The sequence below is a fragment of the Acinetobacter sp. P1332 genome, assembly GCF_044057475.1.
Classification (GTDB): Bacteria; Pseudomonadota; Gammaproteobacteria; order Pseudomonadales; family Moraxellaceae; genus Acinetobacter; species Acinetobacter johnsonii.
Window position 1 is genome coordinate 1,346,009 of record NZ_CP171157.1, and the last position, 25,175, is coordinate 1,371,183.

Here is a 25,175-nt window from a genome sequence, read left to right on the forward strand (position 1 = left end):
GCTATCACGTAGAATCTGCTTTTAGTTTTCTAAAACTTCTTCTTCACTTTCATCATCCGCTGTATCCATACCTAGTTCTTTGAGTTTACGTGTAAGGGTGTTGCGCCCCCAACCGAGTAACTCAGCCGCATGCCGTTTACGGCCACGGGTTTGTTGCAGCGCAGCAATGATCAATGTACGTTCGAACATTGGGGTGGCGATATCGAGAATTTTCATCTCGCCATTTTTTAGTTTCTGCACAGCCCATTGACCCAACAACTCATCCCAATGGTGGACTGCAATCCGATCTAAGTTTTGCGCGGCTTGCGCATCTTCACCTGAGCGGGTAATTGGAATTTGCTTCAGCTCTGACGGTAGGTCTTCAGGGTAAACTTCACGTCCTGTAATCATGACCGTTAACCAGCGGCAGGTGTTCTCGAGCTGACGTACGTTGCCTTGCCAAGGCAACTGTTGCATATATTCTTGCGTTTCAGGGCGAAGGATTTTAGGGCTGACGCCTAATTCTTTGCCTGCACGTGCCAAGAAGTGTTGCGCTAACATTGGGATGTCTTCGCTACGATGCGCCAGTTTTGGAATGTGAATGCGAATCACGTTCAGACGGTGATATAAGTCTTCACGGAAGCGACCATCATGTACCAATTTTTCTAAGTCTTGGTGCGTTGCCGCGACAATACGTACATCCACTTTTACCGGGATATGCCCACCGACGCGATAGAACTCGCCATCAGCCAGCACACGCAGTAAACGTGTTTGCGTTTCGAAAGGCATATCGCCAATTTCATCTAAAAACAGTGTTCCGCCATTGGCTTGTTCAAAGCGACCTTGGCGTTGGGTATTTGCCCCTGTAAAGGCACCTTTCTCATGACCAAAAAGCTCTGTTTCAATTAGGTCTTTGGGAATCGCGGCCATGTTGAGCGCAATAAAAGGTTTACTGCTCCGTGGTGAGTGGCGGTGTAAAGCATGCGCAACCAACTCTTTACCTGTGCCAGATTCACCATTAATCAGCACTGTAATGTGCGATTGAGACAAACGACCAATTGCGCGGAAGACTTCCTGCATAGCAGGAGACTCGCCAATGATTTCGGTTGATTGAATCGGTGGTACAGTTTTTGCCGATTCTTGCTGCTGCATTTTGGTAATGTGCAAAATCGCACGATTCACTAAAGCTAAGGCTTCATCAATGTCAAAAGGCTTGGGTAAATACTCAAATGCGCCTGTTTGATAACTTGAAACAGCAGACTCTAAGTCGGAGTGGGCCGTCATAATAATGACAGGTAGGTCAGGATAGTTAGCTTTAACTTTTGCTAAGAAAGTTAAGCCATCAATGCCGGGCATACGAATATCAGTCAAAATTACATCGGGTGCATCTAAACTGAGCTGGTCTAAAGCAGATTGAGCTTCTTCAAAACTTGTGACGTCGAAACCTTCTTCTTTGAATGTTTTTTCCAGCACCCAGCGCATGGCGCGATCGTCATCAATTACCCATATTTTATTTCGCGACATGGTTTAACTCCCAAGGTATATATAAGCTAAAAGTTGTTTTTCCGGGAACAGATTGGCATTCAATCATTCCGTTATGTTGATGCATAATATTTTGCGCAATACTTAAACCTAGTCCTGTGCCTTTAGCACGACCCGTGACCAGCGGGTAAAACACAGATTCTAAAATTTCTTCTGGAACGCCTGGACCATTGTCTTCGATATCAATCCGCACTACGGAGCGTTGCAGGACACCATTAATGGTCACTAAACGTTGAATACGGGTACGTAACATTAGCTCAGGTTGATGGTCGACAAAGAACTCTTTATTTTCAGTCATGGCTTGCACTGCATTAACGCTAATGTTCAACATGACTTGGATCAGTTGATCACGATCAGCCATCACTTCAGGTAACGACAAATCATAATCACGGGTGATCTTAATTTTCTTTTTGGTTTGATTGGTAATGAGTGAGCGGACACGCTCTAAAGGTTCATGTACATTGACCAACTCATAACTTGGGAGCTGACGAGAACCAAGCATGGTGTCTGCTAAATTACGTAAGCGATCGACTTCACTGATAATAATGTCGGTGAACTCGCTATATTGCGGATCATTGAGGCTACGCGCTAACAGTTGTGTAGCGCCGCGAATTCCGCCCAACGGATTTTTAATTTCATGTGCAACACCACGAATCAGTTGGCGTGCAACCTGATGTTGTTGTAAGAAGTTTTCTTCCTTGGAAATTTTGAGCATCCGATCAATCGGATTGATCTCAATTAAAAGCAAAGGATGGTAGGGTTTATTTGAATTTAGCTGTGACACGGTATAGTCAACATGAATATCTTTAAAGTTGACCTTAATGATGGCTTCACGGCGGGTGTAGTGTTGTCCCGAGTTTAAAGTATTGAGAAGAGCTTCTTCTGTATTGAACTCATCATTGGGTGCATGGAGTAAATTAAGCGCTGGTTGGCCAGAGGCACGTAAAAGACTGATATCAAATAATGCTTCGCAAGAGGAATTTAAGTAAAAAATATTTAATTTACTGTCGACCAATAAAATCGCAGTGGTCAAATTGTCCACTAAAAGGCGATAGTCGATAGAAATAGGGTGATCCATTAGCGAATGTATCCTGTATTAAAATAGCGCAATGGCATCTTGATAAAGCATTAATCGTTCCAAATAGCGGACTGAATTGATGCAAATAAAGCAAAATGCACGCCAACTTTGATTTTGTATAGTGAAATGAGCACACTTTTTTTGCGGAATGCGCTGTAAATGAACGATTAGCTAAAGATATAGCGGATTCTAAAAATCAAGTAAACTGAAAGTGACTTAAAATGGTGCGTTACGTTGATTCTACTACAGTGTTGGTTTTATTTTGGTGCATTAAACAAAGAGTGTGGAATCGATCTGTTTTTATAAACAGAAAAGACATACAATACGCGCATTCTAGTGGAGCGCAGATTCATGAAATCCCCCAAAGTCGGTTTTGTTTCTTTAGGTTGTCCTAAGGCATTGGTTGATTCCGAACGAATTTTAACTCAGTTGAAGACTGAAGGTTATGATGTAGCATCAGATTATGATGGTGCGGATTTAGTTGTTGTAAATACCTGTGGTTTTATTGAATCTGCAGTGCAAGAGTCTTTAGATGCCATTGGCGAAGCCATGAGTGCGAACGGTCGTGTAATTGTTACGGGCTGCCTAGGTAAAGACGAAGACAAAATTCGCCAAATGCACCCAAATGTCTTAAAAGTGACAGGGGCGGCTGCATATCAAGAAGTGATGGAAGCCGTGCACCAATACGTGCCTGAGCCACCAAAACACAACCCATTTATTGACCTTGTTCCAGAACAAGGGATTCGTTTAACGCCGAAGCATTATGCGTACTTAAAAATCTCAGAAGGGTGCAACCATCGTTGTACCTTCTGCATTATTCCAAGTATGCGTGGTGACTTAGTGTCTCGCCCAGTCGGTTCTGTTTTAGAAGAAGCGGCTGCGCTTAAACGTGCCGGTGTAAAAGAAGTACTCGTTATCTCCCAAGATACTTCTGCTTACGGCCTCGATACCAAATACAAATTAGACTTTTGGAATGGTCAACCTGTTAAGACAAAGTTCTATGACATGTGTGAGGCCTTAGGTCAACTCGGTATTTGGGTACGTTTGCACTATGTCTATCCATATCCACATGTGGATGCAGTGATTGACTTGATGGCACAAGGCAAAATTTTGCCTTATTTGGATATTCCATTCCAACATGCAAGTCCAAAAGTTCTAAAACTGATGAAACGACCTGCGCATAGTGAAAATACACTTGAGCGTTTAAAGCTGTGGCGTGAAAAATGTCCTGACTTAGTAATTCGTTCAACCTTCGTTGTGGGTTTCCCTGGCGAAACTGAAGAAGATTTTGAAATCTTACTTGAGTGGTTGAAAGAAGCACAACTTGATCGCGTAGGCTGCTTCACCTATTCACCTGTTGAAGGTGCAACAGCAAACGACTTGCCAGATCACGTGCCAGAAGAGATTAAGCAACAGCGTTATGAACGCTTTATGGAAGTGCAACAGGCGATTTCTGCTGCAAAACTTCAAAAGCGTGTTGGTCAGAAAATGACGGTGCTGGTCGATGAGCTGGATGAAGAATTTCCAGTTGCGATTGCACGTTCATACGCAGATGCTCCTGAAATTGATGGCAATGTCTTTGTGGAAGATATTGATAAAAGCCAGATTAAATCAGGCGATTTGTTAGAAGTCGAAATTACCGATGCAGATGAATATGATCTGTATGCACAATTGATTTCGATTAAATCGAATTAAGACACAAATAAAATTTTAAAATTTAGATATTGGAGTTATTGCGATGTTGGATTCTAAAAAACCACGTTTTGAACGCATCTTACTGAAACTTTCTGGCGAAGCATTGGCTGGAAATAAAGATATGGGTATTGATGCTCAAGTACTTGATCAAATGTCTTTGGCAATTGCGCACTTGGTGGGTTTGGGTGTGCAAGTCGGGATTGTTGTGGGTGGTGGTAATTTATATCGCGGTAGTCAATTACAAAAAGATGGTTTGGTTGGTCGTGTAACGGGTGATCAAATGGGTATGCTTGCAACCGTGATGAATGGTTTGGCATTACGTGATGCTTTGGTACGTCGTAATATCAAAACCCGTTTGATGTCAGCATTGCCAATTGGTGCTGTGGTTGAATCATACTCAAGTCGTGATGCGATTCGTCACCTAACACAAGGTGAAGTTTGTGTGTTTGTCGCAGGTACAGGTAACCCGTTCTTTACCACAGATACAGCAGCATGCTTACGTGGTATCGAGATTGAAGCCAACCTGATCCTAAAAGCAACGAAAGTTGATGGTGTCTACAACAAAGACCCAAGCAAATACGATGATGCCGTTAAATATGACACCTTAACTTTTGACCAAGTGTTAGATGAGAAATTGGGTGTGATGGATTTAACCGCGATTTGCTTGTGTCGTGACCACAATGTGCCGCTTCAAGTCTTTGACATGAACAAAGCTGGTTCATTGCTTTCAGTGGTTATGGGCGAAAAAGAGGGTACTCACGTAACGAACTAATGTACGTGACCTCGAAAGCTCTTTATACTACACGCTATTTTAGAATTTATATCTTTTCGAATTAAGTAAGGAAGATCACATGATTAACGATCTTAAAAAAGACGCAGAAGACCGTATGAACAAGTCACTTGACTCGTTAGAACACGGTTTTGCCAAGGTTCGTACAGGACGTGCGCATCCATCTATCTTAAACGGGGTAATGGTTCCTTACTATGGCTCAGATGTGCCATTAAACCAAGTGGCAAACGTGGGTGTTGAAGACTCGCGTACATTGTTGATTCAGCCATTTGAGCGCACGATGGTTGCAGCAATTGATAAAGCCATCCGTGAATCAGATTTGGGCTTAAACCCAATTACAGCTGATGCGATTCGTGTTCCAATGGCTGCATTGACGGAAGAAACACGTCGTGACATGCAAAAAGTTGCGCGTAACGAAGCTGAAAATGCAAAAGTTGCAGTACGTAATATTCGCCGTGATGTACTGGGCGACATCAAAGCATTGTTGAAAGAAAAAGAAATTTCTGAAGATGATGAGCGTCGTGCATCTGATGATATTCAAAAAATCACAGATAAGTTTGTTGCTGAAATCGACAAACGTCTTGCGAATAAAGAAGCTGAGTTGTTGAAGGTCTAACTTGTATAATGACCGATTCAGAAGATAAGCTTACTCTTCCAAAACATGTTGCCATCATCATGGATGGCAACAATCGTTTTGCCAAAAAAAATGTAATGCAAAAGGGCGATGGTCACCGTGAAGGAAAAAATGTCCTTGACCCGATTGTAGAGCATTGTCGAAAAAGAAATATTCAAGCATTAACCGTTTTTGCTTTTTCGAGTGAAAATTGGAAGCGCCCTCAAGCTGAAGTTGATTTGCTCATGAAACTGTTGGAAGACACGATTCATGAACAGCTGCCTCGTATGCATCAATATCAAATGTCCTTACGTTTTATTGGTGATCGTTATAAATTATCTCCGCAATTGCGTGACTTAATGTTGCATGCCGAACAAGACACTGCTAATTTCGACAAGATGACTTTGACCATCGCAATTAGTTACGGTGGGATGTGGGATATGGCGAATGCGGCTAAGCAGATTGCACTTGCTGTTCAATCTCACGCGTTAGATCCTGAGCAAATTGATGAACATGTTTTTGGCCAATACGTAAGTTTGAGTGATTTACCCGCTGTAGATCTATTGATTCGTACAGGTGGGGATTTTCGTTTATCGAACTTTATGTTGTGGCAAGCAGCTTATGCAGAGCTTTACTTCACTCCGACTCTTTGGCCAGAGTTTAGTGTAGAAGAGTTTGATGACGCCTTGGCTGTATTTGGTGGGCGTGAACGTCGTTTCGGAAAAACGACGGAACAAATTCTACAAGATAAAATTGAGAACTAATAAATGTTAGAGCGGATTATAACCGCATTGGTTTTGGTGGCCGTTGTACTGAGTTGTATGTTTGCAACCCAGTCACACTATCCAATGTTTGTGCTGATGATTATTGCGGCAGGGGTTGCAGGCTATGAGTGGTTTAAACTCATGCCCCGTACAACAAAAAATGTTAATAAACCTCTAGCATGGGGTTTTGGTTTACTAAGTGCTGGCCTTGCTACACTTGCCTTATACTTTAATGATATTGCACTTCTACTTTGGGCTGCCTCTATTCTATGCTGGTTGCTCAGTCTGTATTGGGTTAAATCCTATCCAAATTATGATGCTTGGTATAATTCAACCCTTAAAGTGGTTGGGATTGTTCTGATATCTTCGGCTGTGACTGCTATTTTTGCACTCTGGAAGATGTCTCCATGGTGGCTGATGTACCTGTTTTTATTGGTATGGGGTGCTGACAGCGGGGCATACTTTGTTGGGCGTAAACTGGGTAAGCGTAAACTTGCACCTGAAGTGAGTCCAAATAAATCGTTGGAAGGTCTCTATGGTGGTGTGATTACGGCCATGATCATTGTGGTCGCTGTTGAAATCCTCTATTTAGACCTAACGTACGCACAGCATTTATTATTTCTTATTTTATCTGTAGTGACTGTATTTAGCTCGGTGCTCGGTGATTTGTTTGAGTCTATGATTAAACGTCGTGCTGGAATTAAAGACTCAGGTCGTATTTTGCCAGGGCATGGTGGGGTATTGGATCGTATTGACTCGCTACTGGCTGCGGCACCTATCTTTGCTGCGGGTGTATATGTGTTAAAACTTATTGGCGTAGATTTGTAAATGTCTCAATCTGTTTGTATTTTGGGTGTTACCGGTTCGATTGGGCAGAGCACCTTAAAAATATTGCAACAACATGCTGAACACTACACTGTGTTTGCTGTTACGGCACATAGTCGGATGCAAGAACTTGTCGATATTTGTCAGCAGTTTCAACCTGAAATTGCAGTTGTACCTCAAGCCAAAGTAGATGAACTGCGCCAGCTTCTAGTCGCAGCTAATTTACAAAACATTGAAATTTTGGCGGATGAGGCAGGCCTCATCGCAGTTGCTGAACATCCAGAAGTGGATGTGGTAATGGCGGCGATTGTTGGTGCGGCAGGTTTAATGCCGACGCTAGCAGCGGTAAAAGCAGGAAAGCGTGTCCTTTTGGCAAATAAAGAAGCGCTGGTGATGTCGGGTGACATCATGATGCAAGCTGCTCATGACCATCAGGCTCTTTTACTTCCTGTAGATTCTGAACATAATGCAATCTTTCAATGCTTGCCCCAGACCTATTTACAAGCTGAGCGTCACGGAAAGCCGAAACTTGGAGTGTCTGGTATCCTTCTGACTGCATCCGGCGGGCCATTTCTAAAACATAGTTTAGATGAATTACACAATGTAACGCCTGCACAGGCGTGCAAACACCCGAATTGGTCCATGGGGCAGAAAATTTCGGTTGATTCGGCGACCCTCATGAACAAAGGGTTAGAGCTAATTGAAGCTTGTCATCTTTTTTCAATCGAAGAACATTTTGTTACAGTAGTTGTGCATCCGCAGAGTATTATTCATTCCATGGTGCAATATGTGGATGGTTCAACATTGGCGCAAATGGGAAATCCTGATATGTGTACGCCGATTGCACATGCGTTGGCATGGCCTGAGCGTATTCAAACCCATGTTCCAGCTTTAGATTTATTTAAAAATCATCAGTTGGATTTTCAAGCGCCAGATACGCATCGATTCCCTGCATTAAGCTTGGCACGTCAAGCGATGAAAACTGGGGGCACAGCCCCAGCGATTTTAAATGCAGCCAATGAAATTGCGGTTGCTGCATTTTTAAATCAACAGGTGGGGTTTATGGGTATTCCTGCTATTGTTGAACACACTTTGAATACCATCCCACATCAAGCAGCAACACAACTTGATGTTATTTTAGAAGCCGATCAAAACGCACGTCATGTTGCTCAGCAATATGTGGTGAATATAGGAATTTAAGCATGAGCGCCTTGTTTATGATTGTTGCGGCAATTTTGCTTTTAGGCCCACTTATTGCAATACATGAGTTTGGGCACTATTTTGTTGCGCGTAAATTGGGCGTAAAAGTTTTAGTTTATTCCATTGGTTTTGGGCCAACGGTTTTAAAGTGGACTTCTAAAAAGTCAGGTATTCAATATCAGCTTTCGGCATTGCCCTTGGGTGGTTATGTCAAAATGCTGGATGAGCGTGAAGGTGATGTTGCTGAAGAGGATGCGCCCAAAGCATTTAATCGTCAGTCACCTTGGAAGCGTATCGCAATTGTTGCAGCCGGCCCATTGATTAACTTGGTATTTGCAATCTTTCTGTTTTGGATTTTGTTTTTGCCTGCACAAGAGCAGTTGAATACACGTGTGGGTAAAGTGCTACCTAATACACCTGCAGCACAAGTTCAAATGCAAGTGGGCGATAAAATTACCGCTGTTGATGGCTTAACGACACCCACTTGGGAAAAGTTGAATTTTGCCTTGGTTGATCGTGTAGGTGAAACGGGATCAATCCAAATTCAGGCCGAACGTGCGGGACAAGTTAAGACATTTAGTTTGCCTATTCAAAACTTCTTGAAAGATCAAACACAGTCTCCGCTTGATGTTCTGGGTTTTACGCCTTATCGACCTAAAATTCCTGCGGTCGTGACTAAGTTGAGCGAAGATGGTGCAGCCATTCGTCAGGGTATGCAACAAGGTGACAAAATTGTCGCGATTGATGGCATTAAGATGAATGATTGGTTTGATGTGGTTCAAGTGGTTCAAGCTTCACCTGAGAAATTGTTAAAAATTGATGTGCTTCGCCAAAATCAATTGGTACAAGTTGAAGTGATGCCACAAGGTAAACGCGACAATATGGGCAAGGTTTCTGGTGTCTTAGGTGTACAAAGTGACCCTGGGAAAATCAGTATTCCTACAGAATATAAACAAACGATACAATATAATCCTGCCGAAGCCTTCATGATGGCGGTAGATAAAACCGGTCAACTGTCGAGTATGATTTTGAACTCGATTGTAAAAATGGTGCGCGGTTTGATTGGTCTAGACAACCTATCAGGACCGATCACGATTGCCAAAGTCGCAGGACAAAGTGCGGAAATGGGTTGGCAAACTTTTATCTCATTTATGGCATTGATGAGTGTAAGTTTAGGGATATTAAATTTATTGCCTATTCCTATGCTTGATGGTGGACATTTGGTCTATTATTTTATAGAACTAATACGTGGTAAACCTGTTTCTGAACAAATACAATTGGTTGGTTTAAAAATTGGTATGGTATTGCTCGGAAGTATGATGCTTTTGGCACTATTCAATGATTTTATGCGTTTGTAAAAAAGCGTAGATACGGAATTAAATTTTACATCGGAAAAAACTGGCATGCAGCACACACATTTATTTATGCCTTTGGCGCTCATCAGTGCTATGGCAACAGTACAACAAGTATATGCAGCAGAAGATTATATAGTACGTGATATTAAGGTTGATGGACTTGTTCGTTTAACGCCAGCAAATGTCTATGGAATGATTCCGTTGAATAGTGGGGATCGTGTGAGCGATGCAGCACTTGCCAATGCCATTCGTAGTTTATATGCAACAGGTTTGTTTGATGACATTAAAACAGAAAAGCAGGGTGATACGCTGGTTTTCAAAGTTGTCGAACGCCCACTGATTTCTAAAGTTGAATTTAAAGGTAATAAACTCATTCCTAAAGAGGCCTTGGAAGAAGGCTTGAAGAAGATGGGGATTACCGAAGGTGAAGTGCTGAAAAAATCAGCGCTACAGACGGTTGAGTCTGAGCTTGAACAACAGTACATGCAGCAAGGTCGTTATGATGCTGATGTAAAAGTTGTGACAACAGCGAAGCCGAATAACCGTGTAGACCTCACTATCGAGTTTGTTGAAGGTAAGGCTGCAAAAGTTGTAGATATCAATATTATTGGTAATACCGTATTTAAAGAAAGCGAAATTGAACAAGCGTTTGCAGTAAAAGAGAGTGGTTGGACGTCCATTATTTCACGTAATGACCGTTATGCACGTGAAAAGATGGCTGCAAGTTTAGAGTCTTTACGTGCACTTTATTTAAACAAAGGCTATATCAACTTTAATATCAATCACTCAAGCTTAAATTTAAGTGAAGATAAAAAGAATATTTTTGTTGAAGTTTCAGTGGATGAAGGCGAACAGTTTAAATTTGGCGAAACCAAATTTTTGGGCGATGCTTTATACACCCCAGCAGAGCTGAAAGCTTTACAAATATATAAAGATGGCGATATCTATTCGCAAGAAAAAGTGAATGCGGTTAAACAGTTGCTTCTACGTAAATACGGTAATGCAGGTTATTACTATGCAGAAGTGAACGTCGTACCTCAGATCGATAAAGAAACTCATCTGGTGGATTTAAATTATTATGTGAATCCAGGTCAGCAAGTAACTGTGCGTCGTATTAACTTTACCGGCAACACGAAAACTGCGGATGAAGTATTACGTCGTGAAATGCGCCAAATGGAGGGTGCACTTGCAAGTAATGAGAAAATTGATTTATCTAAAGTTCGTTTAGAGCGTACAGGCTTCTTTAAGACTGTAGATATCAAGCCTGCACGTGTTCCGAACACAGCCGACCAAGTTGATTTAAATATTAATGTTGAAGAACAGCACTCAGGTACCAGTACTTTAGCAGTTGGTTTCTCGCAAAGCGGCGGTATAACCTTCCAAGCGGGTCTAAGTCAAACTAATTTCATGGGTACAGGTAACTCTGTTGCTATTGATTTATCACGCTCAGAAACACAAGATTACTACAACCTAAGTGTGACCGATCCGTACTTTACGATTGATGGTGTACGTCGTGGTTATAACATGTACTACCGTAAAACCAAGTTGGATGAAGACTATAACGTCAACAACTATGTGACGGATAGTTTTGGTGGTGGTATCAATTTCGGTTATCCAATTGATGAAAACCAAAGCATCAGTGCAGGTTTAAACATTGACCAAACTGAAGTGACTACAGGTCCGTATGTATCGACCTATGTACGTGATTATTTATTGGCAAATGGTGGAAAGGCAACGGGTAGTAAAGGGTCATATTGTCCAGATGCGAATTGGGATGAGACAACTAGTGAGTGTTCTGCAACAGAATCATTTGATAACGAGTTTAAGGGTGATTTCTTAACGTATAACTTAAACTTAGGTTGGTCATATAACACCTTAAACCGTCCAGTATTCCCTACATCTGGTATGTCGCATCGTGTAAATGGTGAAATTGCCTTACCAGGTAGTGATGTTGAATATCAAAAACTGACTTATGATGCTCAGGCGTACTTCCCATTAGGCAAAGACTTCGTACTTCGCGGTTATGGTAAGTTAGGCTATGGTAATGACTTACCATTCTATAAAAACTTCTATGCAGGTGGTTTTGGTTCAGTCCGTGGTTATGACAACAGCACATTAGGTCCAAAGTATCCAGGTGTAACGTACAGTGAATCTGATGATGTTGATTATGACCCTGAAGAAGTCGGTGGTAATGCGCTGATTCAATTTGGTACAGAATTGGCTTTGCCTTTACCATTTAAAGGGGATTGGACACGTCAAGTCCGTCCAGTGCTGTTTGCTGAAGGTGCACAAGTTTTTGATACTCAATGTAATGTATCGAGTTCAACCATTTATGTGAATGGTGCCGATGTAGACTCTAAGCAATATTGTAAAGACAACTTCGGTTTCGATGTTGATAACATGCGTTATAGCGTGGGCGTTGGCTTTACTTGGATTACCATGATTGGTCCATTGTCTCTCAGCTATGCATATCCATTGAATGATAAAGAAGGCGACGAAACAAAGAACATTCAATTTGAAATCGGTCGTACCTTCTAAAGTCGATCTTTTCTCTCCATGAAAGATATAAATATGAAAAAACTTCTTACAGCTTTAACACTTACAGCGCTAACCTCTACAGTGGTGAATGCTGCTGGCTATGGTGTTGTGGATCTTGAGCGTGTTGTTGAAAATAGCATCTATTTAAAACAGCAAAATTCGAGTTTTCAACAGAAAATTCAACCGCAGAGTACGAAGCTTGATCAACTTAGTAAAGAGCTTCAAGACTTACAACAGCGTTTACAAACAGGTGATAAGCTGAGCGCTACGGATAAGCAAAAAATGGTGACTCAGTATCAAACCAAAATGAACGAGTTCAATACTTTGCAGCAAACCATGCAAAGCAGTGTGCAAAGCTCTATTCAGCAAGTACGTAGTGTATTTGATGGTCGAGTGAAGCAAGTTGCTGAACAATTGCGTAAAGAAAATCAATTAGATGTTGTTTTGAATAAAAACTCAGCACTTGCCTATGACGCTAAGTATGATTTAACTGATAAAATGATTCAAAAGGTTAACGCAATTAAGTAATCAATGAATCCTCAACAGTATCGCTTAGAAGATCTTGCTCGTTTAGTCCAAGGTGAGTGTGTAGGTCAAGCTGATTTAATCCTTAAGGGATTAGCAAGTCTAGATTCAGCAGAATCTAGACATCTTGCATTTGTAAATGGTGAAAAGTACTTAGAGCAAGCACAGCAGTCTAAAGCTGGAGCATTTATTGTTACAGCTGATCTGAAGGATCACTTGGTTGAACATCAAAACTTTATTGTTGTTGCCAATCCTTATTTAGCCTTTGCCATTTTAACCCATGCTTTTGAGGTTAAACACACTGAGCAGGGTATAGAAAGCACTGCACAGATACATCCATCAGCAATCATCTCAGATACTGCTTATATTGGTCATTATGTGGTCATCGGTGAAAATTGCGTTGTTGGCGATGACACGATTATCCATTCACATGTCAGCATACATGATGGGGTTGAAATTGGCCGCGGTGGTTTAATTGAATCGCATGTAAATTTGATGTCATGCAAAATTGGTGATCGTGTCCGTATTCATGCCAATACTGTGATTGGTAGTGAGGGTTTTGGTTTTGCCCCTTATCAAGGGAAATGGCATCGAATTGCTCAATTGGGTTCAGTCATCATTGGAAATGATGTACGGATTGGTTCAAATTGTAGTATTGATCGCGGTGCATTGGATGACACAATTTTGGAAGATGGTGTCATTATTGATAACCTTGTGCAAATCGCCCATAACGCTAAAATTGGTGCCAATTCAGCTTTTGCTGCCAATACGGCAATTGCGGGTAGTACAACTATTGGCAAAAATTGCATCGTAGGTGGTGGGTCTGCAATTGCAGGGCACCTAAATATTGTTGATAATGTCACTTTAACTGGAATGTCAATGGTCACAAATAATATTTCTGTGGCTGGAACATATTCTTCAGGAATTGGACTGTTTGAAAATCAAAAGTGGAAACGCACCGTTGTTCGTTTAAGACAATTAGCAGATGTGCCATTGACCCAATTGGTAAAAAAACTTGATCATATGCAGGCTCAAATTGAGTCCCTTGAATCAACAATTAAATTGCGTAAATAGAAATATGATGACTGAGTCGAATTCTACTAGTTTCACGAAACCTGAATTGCCAATGACGATTCAAACTATTCGTGAGTACTTACCACACCGCTATCCTTTTTTATTGGTCGATCGTGTTGTTGATGTGACTGAAAATGGAATTGTGGCGTATAAAAATGTGTCTATTAATGAAGAATTTCTTCAAGGCCATTTCCCTAATTATCCAATTATGCCTGGTGTTTTGATTGTCGAAGCATTAGCGCAAGTTTCAGGTATTCTTGGTTTCATCATGAACAATGAGAAACCAAGTGAAGGTTCTTTGTTCTTGTTCGCAGGGGCAGAGAAAGTTCGCTTTAAAAAGCAAGTCGTTGCAGGTGACCAATTGGTGTTAAAATCAGAATTGGTTATGCAGAAACGTGGTATTTACAAATATAATTGTATTGCCACCGTTGACGGTGTAGTAGCAGCATCTGCGGAAATTATGGTTTCGCATCAGAAAATAGAGCAATCATGAGCAATAACGAATTTATTCACCCAACAGCAATCATCGATGCATCTGCCGTGATTGCAGCAGATGCAAAGATTGGACCGTATTGTATTATTGGTCCAAATGTCACTATTGGTGCAGGTACGCAGTTACATTCGCACGTAGTGGTCGGTGGTTATACGCGTATTGGAGAACACAATGAAATTTTCCAATTCGCAAGCGTGGGAGAGGTCTGCCAAGATCTAAAATATGCAGGTGAAGAAACCTGGTTAGAAATTGGTGACCATAATAAAATTCGTGAACATTGTAGTTTACACCGTGGCACGGTTCAGGATCACGGTATAACCAAGATTGGTAGCCATAATTTATTGATGGTAAATACGCATATTGCGCACGACTGTGTGGTCGGTGATCATAATATTTTTGCAAACAACGTCGGCGTGGCTGGCCATGTTCACGTAGGTGACTATGTGATTGTCGGCGGTAACTCGGGTATACACCAATTCTGTAAGATTGATTCTTATAGCATGATTGGTGGTGCATCATTGATTGTGAAAGATGTACCTGCTTATGTGATGGTTTCTGGTAATCCTGCACATGCTTTTGCGATGAATGTTGAAGGTATGCGTCGTAAAGGTTGGTCTAAAAATGTGATTCAAGGTTTACGTACAGCATTTAAACTGATCTATAAAGAAGGTTTGACGACAGAGCAGGCTTTAGAACGTATCCGTGCAGAAATTTTGCCTGAAGTCGCTGAGGTACAATTGCTCATTGACTCCTTAGAACAGTCAGAGCGTGGCATTGTGCGTTAAGTTTAATCCAAAGATAAAAAAAGACACTTCGCGTGTCTTTTTTTATATCTGTAGGAAAATTATTTTTTAAAGAAAGAGGCTTCTTCAGACTTGGGATATTGCTTAAGAAGTTTGGCTTTGTATTGGTTGGCCTGAGTCGAGTTTTTATCCACTTCTTTGGTAATATTATAGAGTTGATAGACGGCTCGAGGTGCGCGCGAAGAGTTTGGGTATTGGTTTGCCACAATCCCGTAGTTCTTTTTCGCTTCTGCATAGTTGGTAGGTTCAATCGCTAAATTAAATTCCGCTAACCAGAAATATGCATTGCTGATGTAAACACTGTTGGGATTGTTTTTAATAAAATTTTGCATGGGTGCAATCGCTTTCTTCGCACCACCTTGCTTATAGGCATCCAATGCGACAGTATACGCGGCTTTTTCTAGCTCAGATGGCTCTGATGTGTTTTGTGTACTGACCACTACAGGTGCTTTGTTTACTGCGGCTGCGGTTGTGTTACTGCTGGGGTTGGTGATTGTGGTGTTACTGGGAGGAGTATCCTGTTGGTTATCCTCCGTTGTGGTACTCGCTTCAGGGTCTACTTTTTGCTGAAGTAACTCTAAGCGTTGATCTAGGTCAGCGTAACGATTTTCCAACTCATGTTTGAGTTGAGCGATCTCGTTGTCTTGCTCTTCAAGTTTACCGCGTAAGCTACGCAAATCACTTTCTAATTGTTGGTTCTTTTGCATGATTTGCCAATTAATATTGGTTGCTGTTGCACTCGCACCTGTGTCTACTGCGACGCTGGTTGGATTGACACTATTGTTCGTTGCTTGGCTTAAGCCGCGAGATTCAATTGGAATATTGGCGAAAACAGGCGTTGTGCAAAGTAGGGTGAGGGCACATAGGCTATGCTTCTTTAGCATCATAAAATATCCGTGTTATAAGGCTTTGATGGGGGACACATCAAACAAAATTCATTTCCCTCATTAAAAACGGCAACGTTATGAATTGCAATAACCTTTTACATTGTTGTCGTATATTTAGGTAAATGAATGTAGCCTAGTCGTTACCAAAAAATGAGCGATTTTTCTTGATTTTGTTTTATAAATAGTCAATTGAATGAAATACTTATTGAAAAGTCGTTTATAGGCTTGCAACTTAGGGAAAAATCTCTATACTCTGTTCTTGCAATGGTAGCCCTGCCGGTTACTTCGCAATTGTACTCTACGAACCCCGCCAGGACCGGAAGGTAGCAACGGTAGTAGAAATATGATGTGCCGAAGGCTTGCTGGTAGGGTTGCCACCATATTTATAAATATATAAGAATAAAAATGAAAGATTACTATGGCATTGATGCAGGTCTAGTCGTAAGTATTGAATCCTCTGAGAAAGTGAAAAGTATTCTTCTATTTTTTGCAATTACCATTATTTTTATCTATTTCTCAAATCTATATTTTATTTCAAATGGATTCTCAAATTATATTGTCGTAGGTATTTTTCTATCTTGCTTGTGTGTTTTATTCTGTATTTTTTATTTGTTGTTGGAAAGTATAAATACCGAAATTGTTTTTAATGAAGACCATCTTCTCTATCGTAAAGTTTTTTCAGTCAAAAAAGTACTCTATAGTGAAATAAAAGGCTACCAAATCTTACATTTTAAAAAAGAAGTCGTCTATTGTTGGTCGATCAGCATCATCAAGTTGTCAATATTAGTTCAGATTTTGAGTCATATAAAAGAATTTGTAATATGTTTATGGCGCATTTTGAAGATATTGAGGCCGTCAATAAGCGAGAGCAAGAACAAAATTTTATACAAGAACATACAAAAAATATTTCCAGTGAACAGCAACAAAAATATTTAAAATATGCATTAAGAATTAGAAAAATTTTAGATTCATTGACGGTTATTATTTTCTTTTTAGCTACTATATTTGATTGGTCAGATTTTTTATTTCATGGTATGGCATTGGTTTATCTATATCTTAGTTATCCAAAGCATCGTAATTTTTATATTGTTTATATGCAAAAGGCTAAAATCTCTACCGAGATGCTGGCTTTTCTAATTATGCTTGCATGCAATATTTTATTTTTACGGGATATTATCCAGCACCACGATTTAGCTTTTTTATTTTATTCATTGATATGTATGAGCTTTTTGCTATCAGCTCTATATGTTGTATTTAAAAAGAAGTTTGCTCAAAAAATGAAGCGGCAAATGATCATGGTGATCGCACTTGCTCTACCTATTGTCGGTATTTATTCTGTGAGTTTGGTAGGTATTGTGTATAACATAAATGATAACAGTATTTTAAGTTCTTAAGATGTGCAGGTCATAAATAAGGAGAAGAGTGAGAGCGGTACGAGAAGAAATAGATATCCAAGTTATTATTTGGATGTTCGAATGTTTGATGGTGAGGTGCGACGTCTCAAAGTAAGATCTAGTGAATACTATAATACGAGTGTTGATGGTGGTTTTAAGATGACACTACATAAAGGTAACTTAGGCATCCCTTGGTCAGCTTATGAGCTACAGTAAATTAGATTTTAGCATCTAAGATTTAATAGATCATAAGCCTGTTTACGTTTTCTTGATATAGCTAGATGATAGATCAATCATGTGTAGGCTAGTGCAGGTAAATAGCCGTTTAATCTTCCACTTTTCTAGAAATCGCTTTCATAATCGCGTCCATTTCAAAGCCACGATACATTAAAAAACGGATTTGTTTGGCTTTTAGTTTTGGATCTGTTGCGACCTCAGTTCCATACTTTCTAACTTTGAGTTGATAGGCTTGTTCGACCCAATCTGTTTCTTTCAGTTCTTCTAAAATTAAACCAGTGTCAATTTTTTTAGTTTTAAGCGCCAGTTTAATGCGATTAGGGCCTTTGCCTTTACGCTTTTGGCTCGATAAAGTGATCTCAGCCACACGTTGATCACTCTGATAGTTTTGTGCTGAAAGCTCTTCAACCAGTTTAATCACTTCTTCACGGTGCATCGCCCATGTAGCCAATTTTTCAATCAATTCTGCTTTTGAATATTCCTTACGTGTTAATACAGCAAAGGCATAAGAGCGTAGACGGGAACCTGTTAAACCTGTGGGTTTGGGCTGATTCTCTTCATCAAAATCTAAAGCATCATCAGTTTCTTGTGTTACCTGCGTGTGGCCGTATTGAGTAGGAGGGGATTCATCCTCACCAAATTGTTGTTTGAGAGCATCATAGTCAAGAAGTTTGGGGAATTTTGAATTAGGCATAATCGGCTATGAAATAGATCTGAATAAACAAAACGCCCCGTAGGGCGTTTCTTAGTGTAAGCCTAAATGTCGTCTAATAACATTTAATCTTTTTCGATACCTTTAATTAAGCATCTAAAAAGTCTGGCTCTTCTTCATTCTCTTCTACAGGCGCAGCGTTTGCAGTCGTCAGTAGTTTTTCTCGAATGATTTTCTCAATGGTTTCAGCCAACTGAGGGTTTTCTTCAAGGTGACGGATCACATTGTTTTTACCTTGACCAATTTTATCACCTTGGTATGAATACCAAGCACCTGCTTTTTGTACGATTTCTTGTTGAACAGCTAAGTCTACAAGTTCGCCCAAGTGGTTGACGCCTTTACCATATAGGATTTGGAAAAGCGCTTCGCGGAATGGAGGTGCCATTTTGTTTTTGACAACTTTTACTTTGGTTTCAGAACCAACGATTTCATCGCCTTCTTTGACCTGACCTACGCGACGAATGTCTAAACGCACAGACGCATAGAATTTCAACGCATTACCACCAGTCGTGGTTTCAGGGCTACCAAACATTACACCAATTTTCATACGAATTTGGTTAATGAAAATCACCATACAGTTTGAACGTTTTGCATTACCTGTAATTTTACGTAATGCTTGGCTCATTAAACGTGCTTGGAGCCCCATGTGCGAGTCGCCCATTTCACCTTCAATTTCCGCACGTGGTGTCAATGCTGCAACAGAATCGACAACGATGAGGTCAATAGCACCAGAGCGAACCAGCATGTCTGCAATTTCAAGTGCTTGTTCACCATGGTCAGGCTGAGAAACCAAGAGGTTGTCAATATCTACGCCAAGTTTACGCGCATACTGTGGGTCTAAAGCGTGTTCTGCATCGATAAATGCACATGTACCACCTGCTTTTTGACATTCGGCAATCGCTTGTAAAGTCATGGTTGTTTTACCTGAAGATTCAGGACCATAAATCTCAACGATACGACCTTTCGGTAAGCCGCCAATGCCTAGTGCAATATCAAGTGTCAAAGAACCCGTTGATACCGCTTCAACAGCTTGTACGGTGTTATCGCCAAGACGCATTACTGTGTTTTTACCAAACTGCTTTTCAATTTGGCTTAGCGCAGCATTGAGCGCCTTGCTTTTATTATCATCCATCTTACAACCTCAAAACGATGTCACGGATATTTACTGAATATGCTCAGTATAGTGACAGATTTAGTCTGTATCTTCTATAAAAGTCAGATCGTGTGCGACACAATATGACGCATGTCATTCATCATCATTATAAGACCAATATTGGTCAAATTGTTGATCATTTTCTTGTCTAAACTTACTGATATCGCGTCGGTCTTTTTTACTTGGACGATGATCAGGTCGAGCTAGATTATGCAACTTTCTTTGGCTTGCAATCAATTCCCGTCGTGTAATACTGACTTCAGTTTCTTCATATAATTTTTGTGCAACAGGAGCGGGGCCACGCACGTCAGAGAGTTCTTTAATCACTACGGTTTTCTTGTCAATACCTTGTTGTATGGTGAGTTCCATTCCAACCCGAACTTCTCTCGACACTTTGACACGTTCGCCATTGTGGTGAACTTTGCCCCCCTCAATTGCATTTTTAGCAATGGAGCGCGTTTTAAAAAAACGTGCTGCCCATAACCATTTGTCAATGCGCATGCCGACAGTATCTTCCGCTAAAGTGGATTTACGCATATTTGGCCGTGACCTCAGCTTGCTCTAAATACGGAATTAAATCGGTGAGCTGATTTAAGATAGGATAAGGGCTGGATGTCTTGCTTTGACCTAGTGATGAGGGTTGAGCAATGGTAAATAGGTTTTGAATACCATAACTTTCAGCACCCTTTAGTACTTTTTCAGTGTCATCGATAAAGTAACACTGTGTGGTTGCAAAAGGATGGCGTTTATGGAGATGTTGCCAAAACTCAGTAAACTCTTTGGCATGACCGAGGGTTTCGCTGCTAATAATGACATCGAAATATGAGGCTAGTTTCGTGTGTTCGAGTTTGAACTTGAGTCCCTCACAGTCCGCATTGGTGGCAAGCCAGCAAGGGTAGCCGTTACTTTTTAAATAGTCGAGAAGTTCAAGACAGCCTTCACGCAGGCTAACTTTATGCTTAAATTCCTGCTGTAAGGCGAGTGTATCTACGCCGACTTTGGCTGTCCAAAAGCGCGTAGAATACCAATTGAGTGTGTGATTATGGGTTTGATAAAACTGAAATAGCGCTTGAGTACTTTGTTCTAAAGAGCACTGGTGTTGTTCAGCATAACGGATAGGAAGCTGATGATTCCAAATAAAATCATCATAGGCAAGATCCAGTAATGTACCGTCCATATCAAAAATGATAATTGGCTTTTCCACTCAAAAAATCTCCAAGGTTTCAAAGTTCAGCAATCGCGATAGAAAACAGTTAGCAACCGATTTAGCAGTTTTGCTTTATGCAAATATGGCGTAATTATAGCGTATAGCTGTATAAGATTACGGGCTTGCATAGCCCATTGTCAAAAATTGAAGAATACGAGATCTCAATTTTTTAAGTAAGAACATATAAGATGTGTTAACTGCACATTGATCCACTGCAATATTGAAATTTCAGCATTAGGAATGATTCACTTTAATGAAGAAGGAAACGCTTTTATAAATATTCGATGAGAACGCTTAGAGCTGCCATTATTCTCCAAAAGCCGCTACTGTTGCTGCTGACCTAAATCAGCCATGGATTACAACGGACTGCATCATTGGTTTTGTCAGCTTTTCAGTACCACTTAGCTATTCGGCTTTCATGTCTATCTAATCTGTTTCATCAAATGTTCATTTTACATCGATACCATTAACACCACCTGAGGGTGATTTTTTATGTTTGAAACTAAATATAAACCACCTCAGCTGACGGAGAAAGATTCGTTGTATCCAGCTCAATAATGCAATAAAAGTAAGTTTTTTGACAAAAATAAAAATAAAGTGGTTTTGCTGGTTATTTACACAAGAATCGGTTAAAAAAGATGTGGCGAATGAGAATAAAATAGAGAGGAATGGATGAGTGAGTTAAATTTAGATTTTTTAGATGAAACCTTAGATAAATATGAAGCAAAAGGTAAGAAAAAGGCCATTAAAAAAATCCGTATTGGTTATATGCTCTATGCAAAATTTATGTCGAATAAAAAATTTGCAGAAAATGTAATGAGTTCATCTTTAGATCCAAATAAGCGGACTTATCGCAATACCAAGATTAAAATTACGCATGATGAATATGAGTTAACCTTTTTACGTAATGATGATTAAGTATTCAATTGTGTTAAAAACCCTAAGGTTTCATTTATTTGAAATATTTGGGCTGTAAAGTGTGCGACATAAAGTAATGAAAATATAATGATTAGATGATGTTTGTGCAGTTAAGCCTGTTTATTTGGAGAGAGGTAAACAGGTTTTTTATTATAATAACTTTCTGGTCTAAGTGATTACAGACAAAAAGCCCGATTTGTTTTGATACTGATCGGGCTTTCATTTTGCTATTGAAATGAAAATAGTGAGAAAGATGATTTCTGACATCTTTTGATCATATTGTTCATGGATAATCTTTTTTATTTTGAGTTGCTTCGATATGTCAATTGTTACTGCAAATGAACTAGACGATATTCTAAAAAAATTAATTTCCAAAAATAAAAAGCCTGAAAAGATTTTGATTGGTTATAAAGCATATAGCGAGCTTATGAATGATCGAAAGTTTTTGCATGAAGTCGCTAGTTCGGCTATGGATCCGAATAAAAGAAAGTATCAAAGGATTAAGATCAAAGTGACGCAGGATGAGTATCAATTAGAAGTGAAGTGTTCAGATAAAAATGAGTAGATGTACCGTAATTTAAAAAAACTGCAGGTATAACGCATTTTTTAATTGATGTATTTAAAATACAGGTTTATACTGTACTCCAAATTAAAGCGCTGTAGCTTTTCTTGTTTTATATCCCACGCTCCCATGCGTGGGATTTTTTTGCGCGATGATTTTTCCTAAAGTAATCAATTGGATGTATAAAGCTGAAAAGAAATTAAGAGTAAGCACAAATTAGAAACGGTCAGCTGGTGACTTTCTCTAGTCTCAATATTTAAGGTGTGGGTAAAGGTAAAGTCAGGTTGATTGGACTACTCAACCCAAAGTCAAAAGAAGAATTGGAATTGAGTGATATTTCCTGAGTGTCTTAGGCGTATAATATTTTTAAGGCAGTGTTGAAAAAGTGTTCGCGTGTTCTCACTCTGAGGTGACTGTATACCGTTGAATACGAGGCGATCAGTAGGCTGCTATCCCAATAGATGAACTTCTCAATCTATAACTTAATGAATAAAAGGCGGTCTCATGTTTAAGCCCACAACTGCACCTCAAGATGCGCTGATATTGCAACTTGTACCGATTGTGACTCAAGCGTGCGAGATTTTACGAGCAGAGTATCAAGCTTATGTTGCAGGTGGTGATTTTACAGTTGAACGAAAATCCGATCATTCACCAGTTACGCAAGCTGACTATCGTGTCAATCAATTTATTACCGATGCTTTAAACAAAGCCTTTCCTCATTTGCCTGTTCTTTCTGAAGAAGGGCAGCATGTGCATAGACAGCAGTGGCAGTCTTTTTGGATGCTTGATCCCTTAGATGGTACGAAAGAATTTTTGCATCAACGTCCAGAATTCACTATCAATCTCAGTCTTATCGAAGGTGCGCATACAACTTTTGCGGTGTTGGCTATTCCATGTGAACAGCAAGTTTACTTCTGTCCACTACACGGTCAGCCGTTAAAATACAATATGGAAAAAGACGTATGGTCTGAATATGTTCCAGTTGAAAACCACAGTGCTGTTCAAGTCGGCTTAAGTCAAAGTAGTCAGAGTAAGCCGCAGTATCAAGTATATTTAGAGCAGTTGGAAAAACTTACGCCTATTCAAGAGTATCGTGCAGGGAGTGCATATAAGTTCTGCATGGTGTTGGAAGACCGAGTCGATATTTACCCACGCTTTCACCCAACGAGTGAGTGGGATACCAGTGCTGGACAGTGTTTATTAGAGCGAATCGGTGGTGGTTTAGTTGATTTTCAGGGACGACCATTCGTATATAACCAAAGATTGAGTTTATTGAATGGCGGTTTTATTGCATATCGAAATAACGATATGAAAAAACTGGCATTACAAGCACTTGAACTAATGCCTTCGTCGGCTTGAGCTAAAAACTGAGCGTGCTATAGTGTTTTTTGAATTATTGAGTTGCTAGTGATTATGGCCTTAGAGTTACTCCCGCCTAGTATGTTGAAGGCAATCGATTTATTGCCAGATGCAAAAACGCCAGTGACGTTATTTACACGTCATTCCATTCGTGAAGTTGTTACGGGTCAGGGGCTTGCAGGCTATGATTTACAGTTGACGCATCAAGGGCGAGATTTGGCGGAGGCGTGGGGTTCCTATCTGATCGATAATACAGATCGAGTGATACAACACTGTATTTCTAGCCCAATTCAACGTTGTATTGATACCGCTGCACTAATGATTCAAGGGGCAGATGGACAAACCCTTGAGCCGAATACCCACCGTATTGAAATTATCGAACAAGGTTTATTGGTTGAGCCAGGCAGTTTTGTTTTGGATATTAAGCAAGCCGGCCCTTATTTTCAGCGTCAAGGTGCTCTAGGATTTATTAATAGCTTTGTGAATAATGCCTTACCCGGTATGAAGCATCCGATTCATGGCGTCGTAGATGTATTGGAGCTTATATATAACACGCATCCGAACAACCCTTATGGTTTGAGCCTTGCGGTCAGTCATGACACGATTTTAGCTGCGATTTTGGCGGTTATTTCAGGGCGCACGATTGTGACCAAAGAAGACTGGCCGAAAATGATGGAAGGTCTTTTTGTGTGGTTTGAGGGAGATGTGTTTTTGGAATCAAAATTGAAATGGATTTGGCGCGGAGAAATGAATGAACTGAATATTCATGAGTTTCAAAATCTGTAAGTGATTTGTTTATTAATAAAAATCAGCTATAAATCTCGTTGCTTCATTTAGACAGTTGTTTGAACGAAAAAAGAATATACGAGATTTATAGATCGATCATTTGTCACCGTTATTGAATGATATACCACATAAGTTTAACTTTTTGCTTTGAGTCGATTGGGAAAATCGAGCAAGTCGATACTTAGGCCTTCATCATTTAAAGGCCATAATGAGGTATTCACTGCTACGCTGTGCTGATGAATACGATTGTATTTATCTGCAGCAATGAGCGTGGCAATCTCATGATTCGAAAGGGTATAAGCATTGACAACATCGGCTGGATATTGAGTACGGTCATAAAACTCAGCTTCCGTTTCCCCTTGGTGCAGTGCAAAAATACGTTCAATTGCAGGTAAATAGACGCCATAGCCTAACCATGCGTCAACGCCCTGAGAGGCCTGAATTTCTGCGGTTCCGCGCATATTTGAGATGACTTTGGCGAGTATGTCTTTTTCACCTTTGGCATGAAAATACTCAATATATTGTTGTTCTGTCGGTTGGAATTTTTCAAGTGTTGGAAGAAATTTATTAATCATGCTATTCCCCAGTAGAACATTCTATGTGGTTTCATTATAAGAAAACAGAATACCATAATTTATTTATGGGATTTTAATCATTTTGGATTTAAAAATTAGAATAAGCTACGT

General features: G+C 40.1%; 25 protein-coding genes and 1 other RNA gene. 18 read left to right on the forward strand and 8 right to left on the reverse strand.

Translation table 11 applies throughout. From position 1 onward, the window contains the following. Positions 1–21: 21 nt before the first annotated feature. Both glnG and glnL read right to left on the reverse strand, forming a co-directional pair. A complete protein-coding gene (gene glnG, locus ACFN7Z_RS06635) occupies positions 22–1,503 on the reverse strand; it encodes a nitrogen regulation protein NR(I) (protein ID WP_062033089.1) in 1,482 nt (493 codons plus the stop codon). After that, the gene (gene glnL / locus ACFN7Z_RS06640; protein WP_004696555.1) at positions 1,490–2,599 is read right to left on the reverse strand and encodes a nitrogen regulation protein NR(II); all 1,110 of its coding nucleotides are present in this window, start codon (positions 2,597–2,599) and stop codon (positions 1,490–1,492) included. The genes glnG and glnL overlap by 14 nt, the downstream gene beginning before the upstream one ends. Before the next feature lie 351 nt (positions 2,600–2,950). Between glnL and rimO the strand changes: the two genes are divergently transcribed. From rimO to lpxA, 12 genes are all read left to right on the forward strand, one after another. Beyond that, positions 2,951–4,294 carry a 30S ribosomal protein S12 methylthiotransferase RimO gene (gene rimO, locus ACFN7Z_RS06645; RefSeq protein WP_004696556.1) on the forward strand — a complete coding sequence of 448 codons (1,344 nt, stop codon included), beginning with the start codon at positions 2,951–2,953 and terminating at the stop codon, positions 4,292–4,294. A 43-nt stretch (positions 4,295–4,337) separates the two neighbouring features. Then, the gene (gene pyrH / locus ACFN7Z_RS06650; protein WP_004696558.1) at positions 4,338–5,066 is read left to right on the forward strand and encodes a UMP kinase; all 729 of its coding nucleotides are present in this window, start codon (positions 4,338–4,340) and stop codon (positions 5,064–5,066) included. Between the two features lie 79 nt (positions 5,067–5,145). Further along, positions 5,146–5,700 carry a ribosome recycling factor gene (frr, locus tag ACFN7Z_RS06655; RefSeq protein WP_004981941.1) on the forward strand — a complete coding sequence of 185 codons (555 nt, stop codon included), beginning with the start codon at positions 5,146–5,148 and terminating at the stop codon, positions 5,698–5,700. Positions 5,701–5,708: 8 nt separating this feature from the next. Further along, a complete protein-coding gene (gene uppS, locus ACFN7Z_RS06660; protein ID WP_395442654.1) occupies positions 5,709–6,461 on the forward strand; it encodes a polyprenyl diphosphate synthase in 753 nt (250 codons plus the stop codon). Positions 6,462–6,464: 3 nt separating this feature from the next. Beyond that, complete coding sequence (locus ACFN7Z_RS06665) at positions 6,465–7,289, forward strand: CDP-archaeol synthase (protein WP_004981939.1); 825 nt, start codon at positions 6,465–6,467, stop codon at positions 7,287–7,289. Next, positions 7,290–8,486, forward strand: coding sequence for a 1-deoxy-D-xylulose-5-phosphate reductoisomerase (gene ispC / locus ACFN7Z_RS06670; RefSeq protein ID WP_094148175.1), 1,197 nt, complete (start codon positions 7,290–7,292; stop codon positions 8,484–8,486). A 2-nt stretch (positions 8,487–8,488) separates the two neighbouring features. After that, positions 8,489–9,844, forward strand: coding sequence for an RIP metalloprotease RseP (gene rseP, locus ACFN7Z_RS06675; protein ID WP_094148176.1), 1,356 nt, complete (start codon positions 8,489–8,491; stop codon positions 9,842–9,844). 45 nt (positions 9,845–9,889) lie between these two features. Continuing rightward, entirely contained in the window at positions 9,890–12,379 is a 2,490-nt protein-coding gene (bamA, locus tag ACFN7Z_RS06680) for an outer membrane protein assembly factor BamA (RefSeq protein ID WP_094148177.1), read from the forward strand. 33 nt (positions 12,380–12,412) lie between these two features. Beyond that, on the forward strand, positions 12,413–12,907 hold the full coding sequence (locus ACFN7Z_RS06685) for an OmpH family outer membrane protein (RefSeq protein WP_094148178.1): 495 nt from the start codon (positions 12,413–12,415) through the stop codon (positions 12,905–12,907). 3 nt (positions 12,908–12,910) lie between these two features. Then, entirely contained in the window at positions 12,911–13,978 is a 1,068-nt protein-coding gene (lpxD, locus tag ACFN7Z_RS06690) for a UDP-3-O-(3-hydroxymyristoyl)glucosamine N-acyltransferase (RefSeq protein ID WP_094148179.1), read from the forward strand. Between the two features lie 7 nt (positions 13,979–13,985). Next, positions 13,986–14,471 (forward strand): 3-hydroxyacyl-ACP dehydratase FabZ, encoded by a 486-nt coding sequence (fabZ, locus tag ACFN7Z_RS06695; protein WP_010326983.1) that lies wholly within the window; start codon positions 13,986–13,988, stop codon positions 14,469–14,471. Next, a complete protein-coding gene (gene lpxA / locus ACFN7Z_RS06700) occupies positions 14,468–15,256 on the forward strand; it encodes an acyl-ACP--UDP-N-acetylglucosamine O-acyltransferase (RefSeq protein WP_010326982.1) in 789 nt (262 codons plus the stop codon). The genes fabZ and lpxA overlap by 4 nt, the downstream gene beginning before the upstream one ends. Positions 15,257–15,315: 59 nt before the next feature. On the opposite strand, the gene ACFN7Z_RS06705 is transcribed toward lpxA, so the two are convergent. Further along, positions 15,316–16,161, reverse strand: coding sequence for a YbgF trimerization domain-containing protein (locus ACFN7Z_RS06705; RefSeq protein ID WP_094148180.1), 846 nt, complete (start codon positions 16,159–16,161; stop codon positions 15,316–15,318). A gap of 274 nt (positions 16,162–16,435) precedes the next feature. On the opposite strand from ACFN7Z_RS06705, the gene ffs reads away from it, so the two are divergent. Both ffs and ACFN7Z_RS06715 read left to right on the forward strand, forming a co-directional pair. Beyond that, positions 16,436–16,532: signal recognition particle sRNA small type (ffs, locus tag ACFN7Z_RS06710), an RNA gene on the forward strand. Positions 16,533–16,982: 450 nt separating this feature from the next. Next, a complete protein-coding gene (locus tag ACFN7Z_RS06715; protein WP_228149533.1) occupies positions 16,983–17,555 on the forward strand; it encodes a hypothetical protein in 573 nt (190 codons plus the stop codon). A 325-nt stretch (positions 17,556–17,880) separates the two neighbouring features. Here ACFN7Z_RS06715 and ACFN7Z_RS06720 read toward each other — a convergent pair whose 3' ends face one another. The 4 genes from ACFN7Z_RS06720 to ACFN7Z_RS06735 form a co-directional block, all read right to left on the reverse strand. Then, complete coding sequence (locus ACFN7Z_RS06720) at positions 17,881–18,486, reverse strand: regulatory protein RecX (RefSeq protein WP_094148181.1); 606 nt, start codon at positions 18,484–18,486, stop codon at positions 17,881–17,883. 106 nt (positions 18,487–18,592) lie between these two features. Beyond that, on the reverse strand, positions 18,593–19,636 hold the full coding sequence (gene recA, locus ACFN7Z_RS06725; RefSeq protein WP_005401034.1) for a recombinase RecA: 1,044 nt from the start codon (positions 19,634–19,636) through the stop codon (positions 18,593–18,595). Positions 19,637–19,750: 114 nt separating this feature from the next. After that, the gene (locus ACFN7Z_RS06730) at positions 19,751–20,194 is read right to left on the reverse strand and encodes an RNA-binding S4 domain-containing protein (RefSeq protein WP_094148182.1); all 444 of its coding nucleotides are present in this window, start codon (positions 20,192–20,194) and stop codon (positions 19,751–19,753) included. Beyond that, positions 20,187–20,861, reverse strand: coding sequence for an HAD-IA family hydrolase (locus ACFN7Z_RS06735; protein WP_094148183.1), 675 nt, complete (start codon positions 20,859–20,861; stop codon positions 20,187–20,189). Before ACFN7Z_RS06735 ends, ACFN7Z_RS06730 begins: the two co-directional genes overlap by 8 nt. 675 nt (positions 20,862–21,536) lie before the next feature. Between ACFN7Z_RS06735 and ACFN7Z_RS06740 the strand changes: the two genes are divergently transcribed. The 4 genes from ACFN7Z_RS06740 (at position 21,537) to ACFN7Z_RS06755 (ending at position 24,489) form a co-directional block, all read left to right on the forward strand. Then, complete coding sequence (locus ACFN7Z_RS06740) at positions 21,537–21,782, forward strand: hypothetical protein (RefSeq protein ID WP_004696593.1); 246 nt, start codon at positions 21,537–21,539, stop codon at positions 21,780–21,782. Positions 21,783–22,101: 319 nt separating this feature from the next. Continuing rightward, positions 22,102–22,347 carry a hypothetical protein gene (locus ACFN7Z_RS06745; RefSeq protein WP_094148184.1) on the forward strand — a complete coding sequence of 82 codons (246 nt, stop codon included), beginning with the start codon at positions 22,102–22,104 and terminating at the stop codon, positions 22,345–22,347. Positions 22,348–22,848: 501 nt separating this feature from the next. Then, the gene (locus ACFN7Z_RS06750) at positions 22,849–23,703 is read left to right on the forward strand and encodes a 3'(2'),5'-bisphosphate nucleotidase CysQ (protein ID WP_094148185.1); all 855 of its coding nucleotides are present in this window, start codon (positions 22,849–22,851) and stop codon (positions 23,701–23,703) included. A gap of 54 nt (positions 23,704–23,757) precedes the next feature. Then, the gene (locus ACFN7Z_RS06755) at positions 23,758–24,489 is read left to right on the forward strand and encodes a histidine phosphatase family protein (RefSeq protein ID WP_004696597.1); all 732 of its coding nucleotides are present in this window, start codon (positions 23,758–23,760) and stop codon (positions 24,487–24,489) included. Positions 24,490–24,623: 134 nt separating this feature from the next. Here the strand turns inward: ACFN7Z_RS06755 and ACFN7Z_RS06760 are convergent, their stop codons facing one another. Further along, positions 24,624–25,064, reverse strand: a complete 441-nt coding sequence (locus tag ACFN7Z_RS06760) for a hypothetical protein (RefSeq protein WP_130235144.1) — start codon at positions 25,062–25,064, stop codon at positions 24,624–24,626. Positions 25,065–25,175 lie beyond the last annotated feature (111 nt).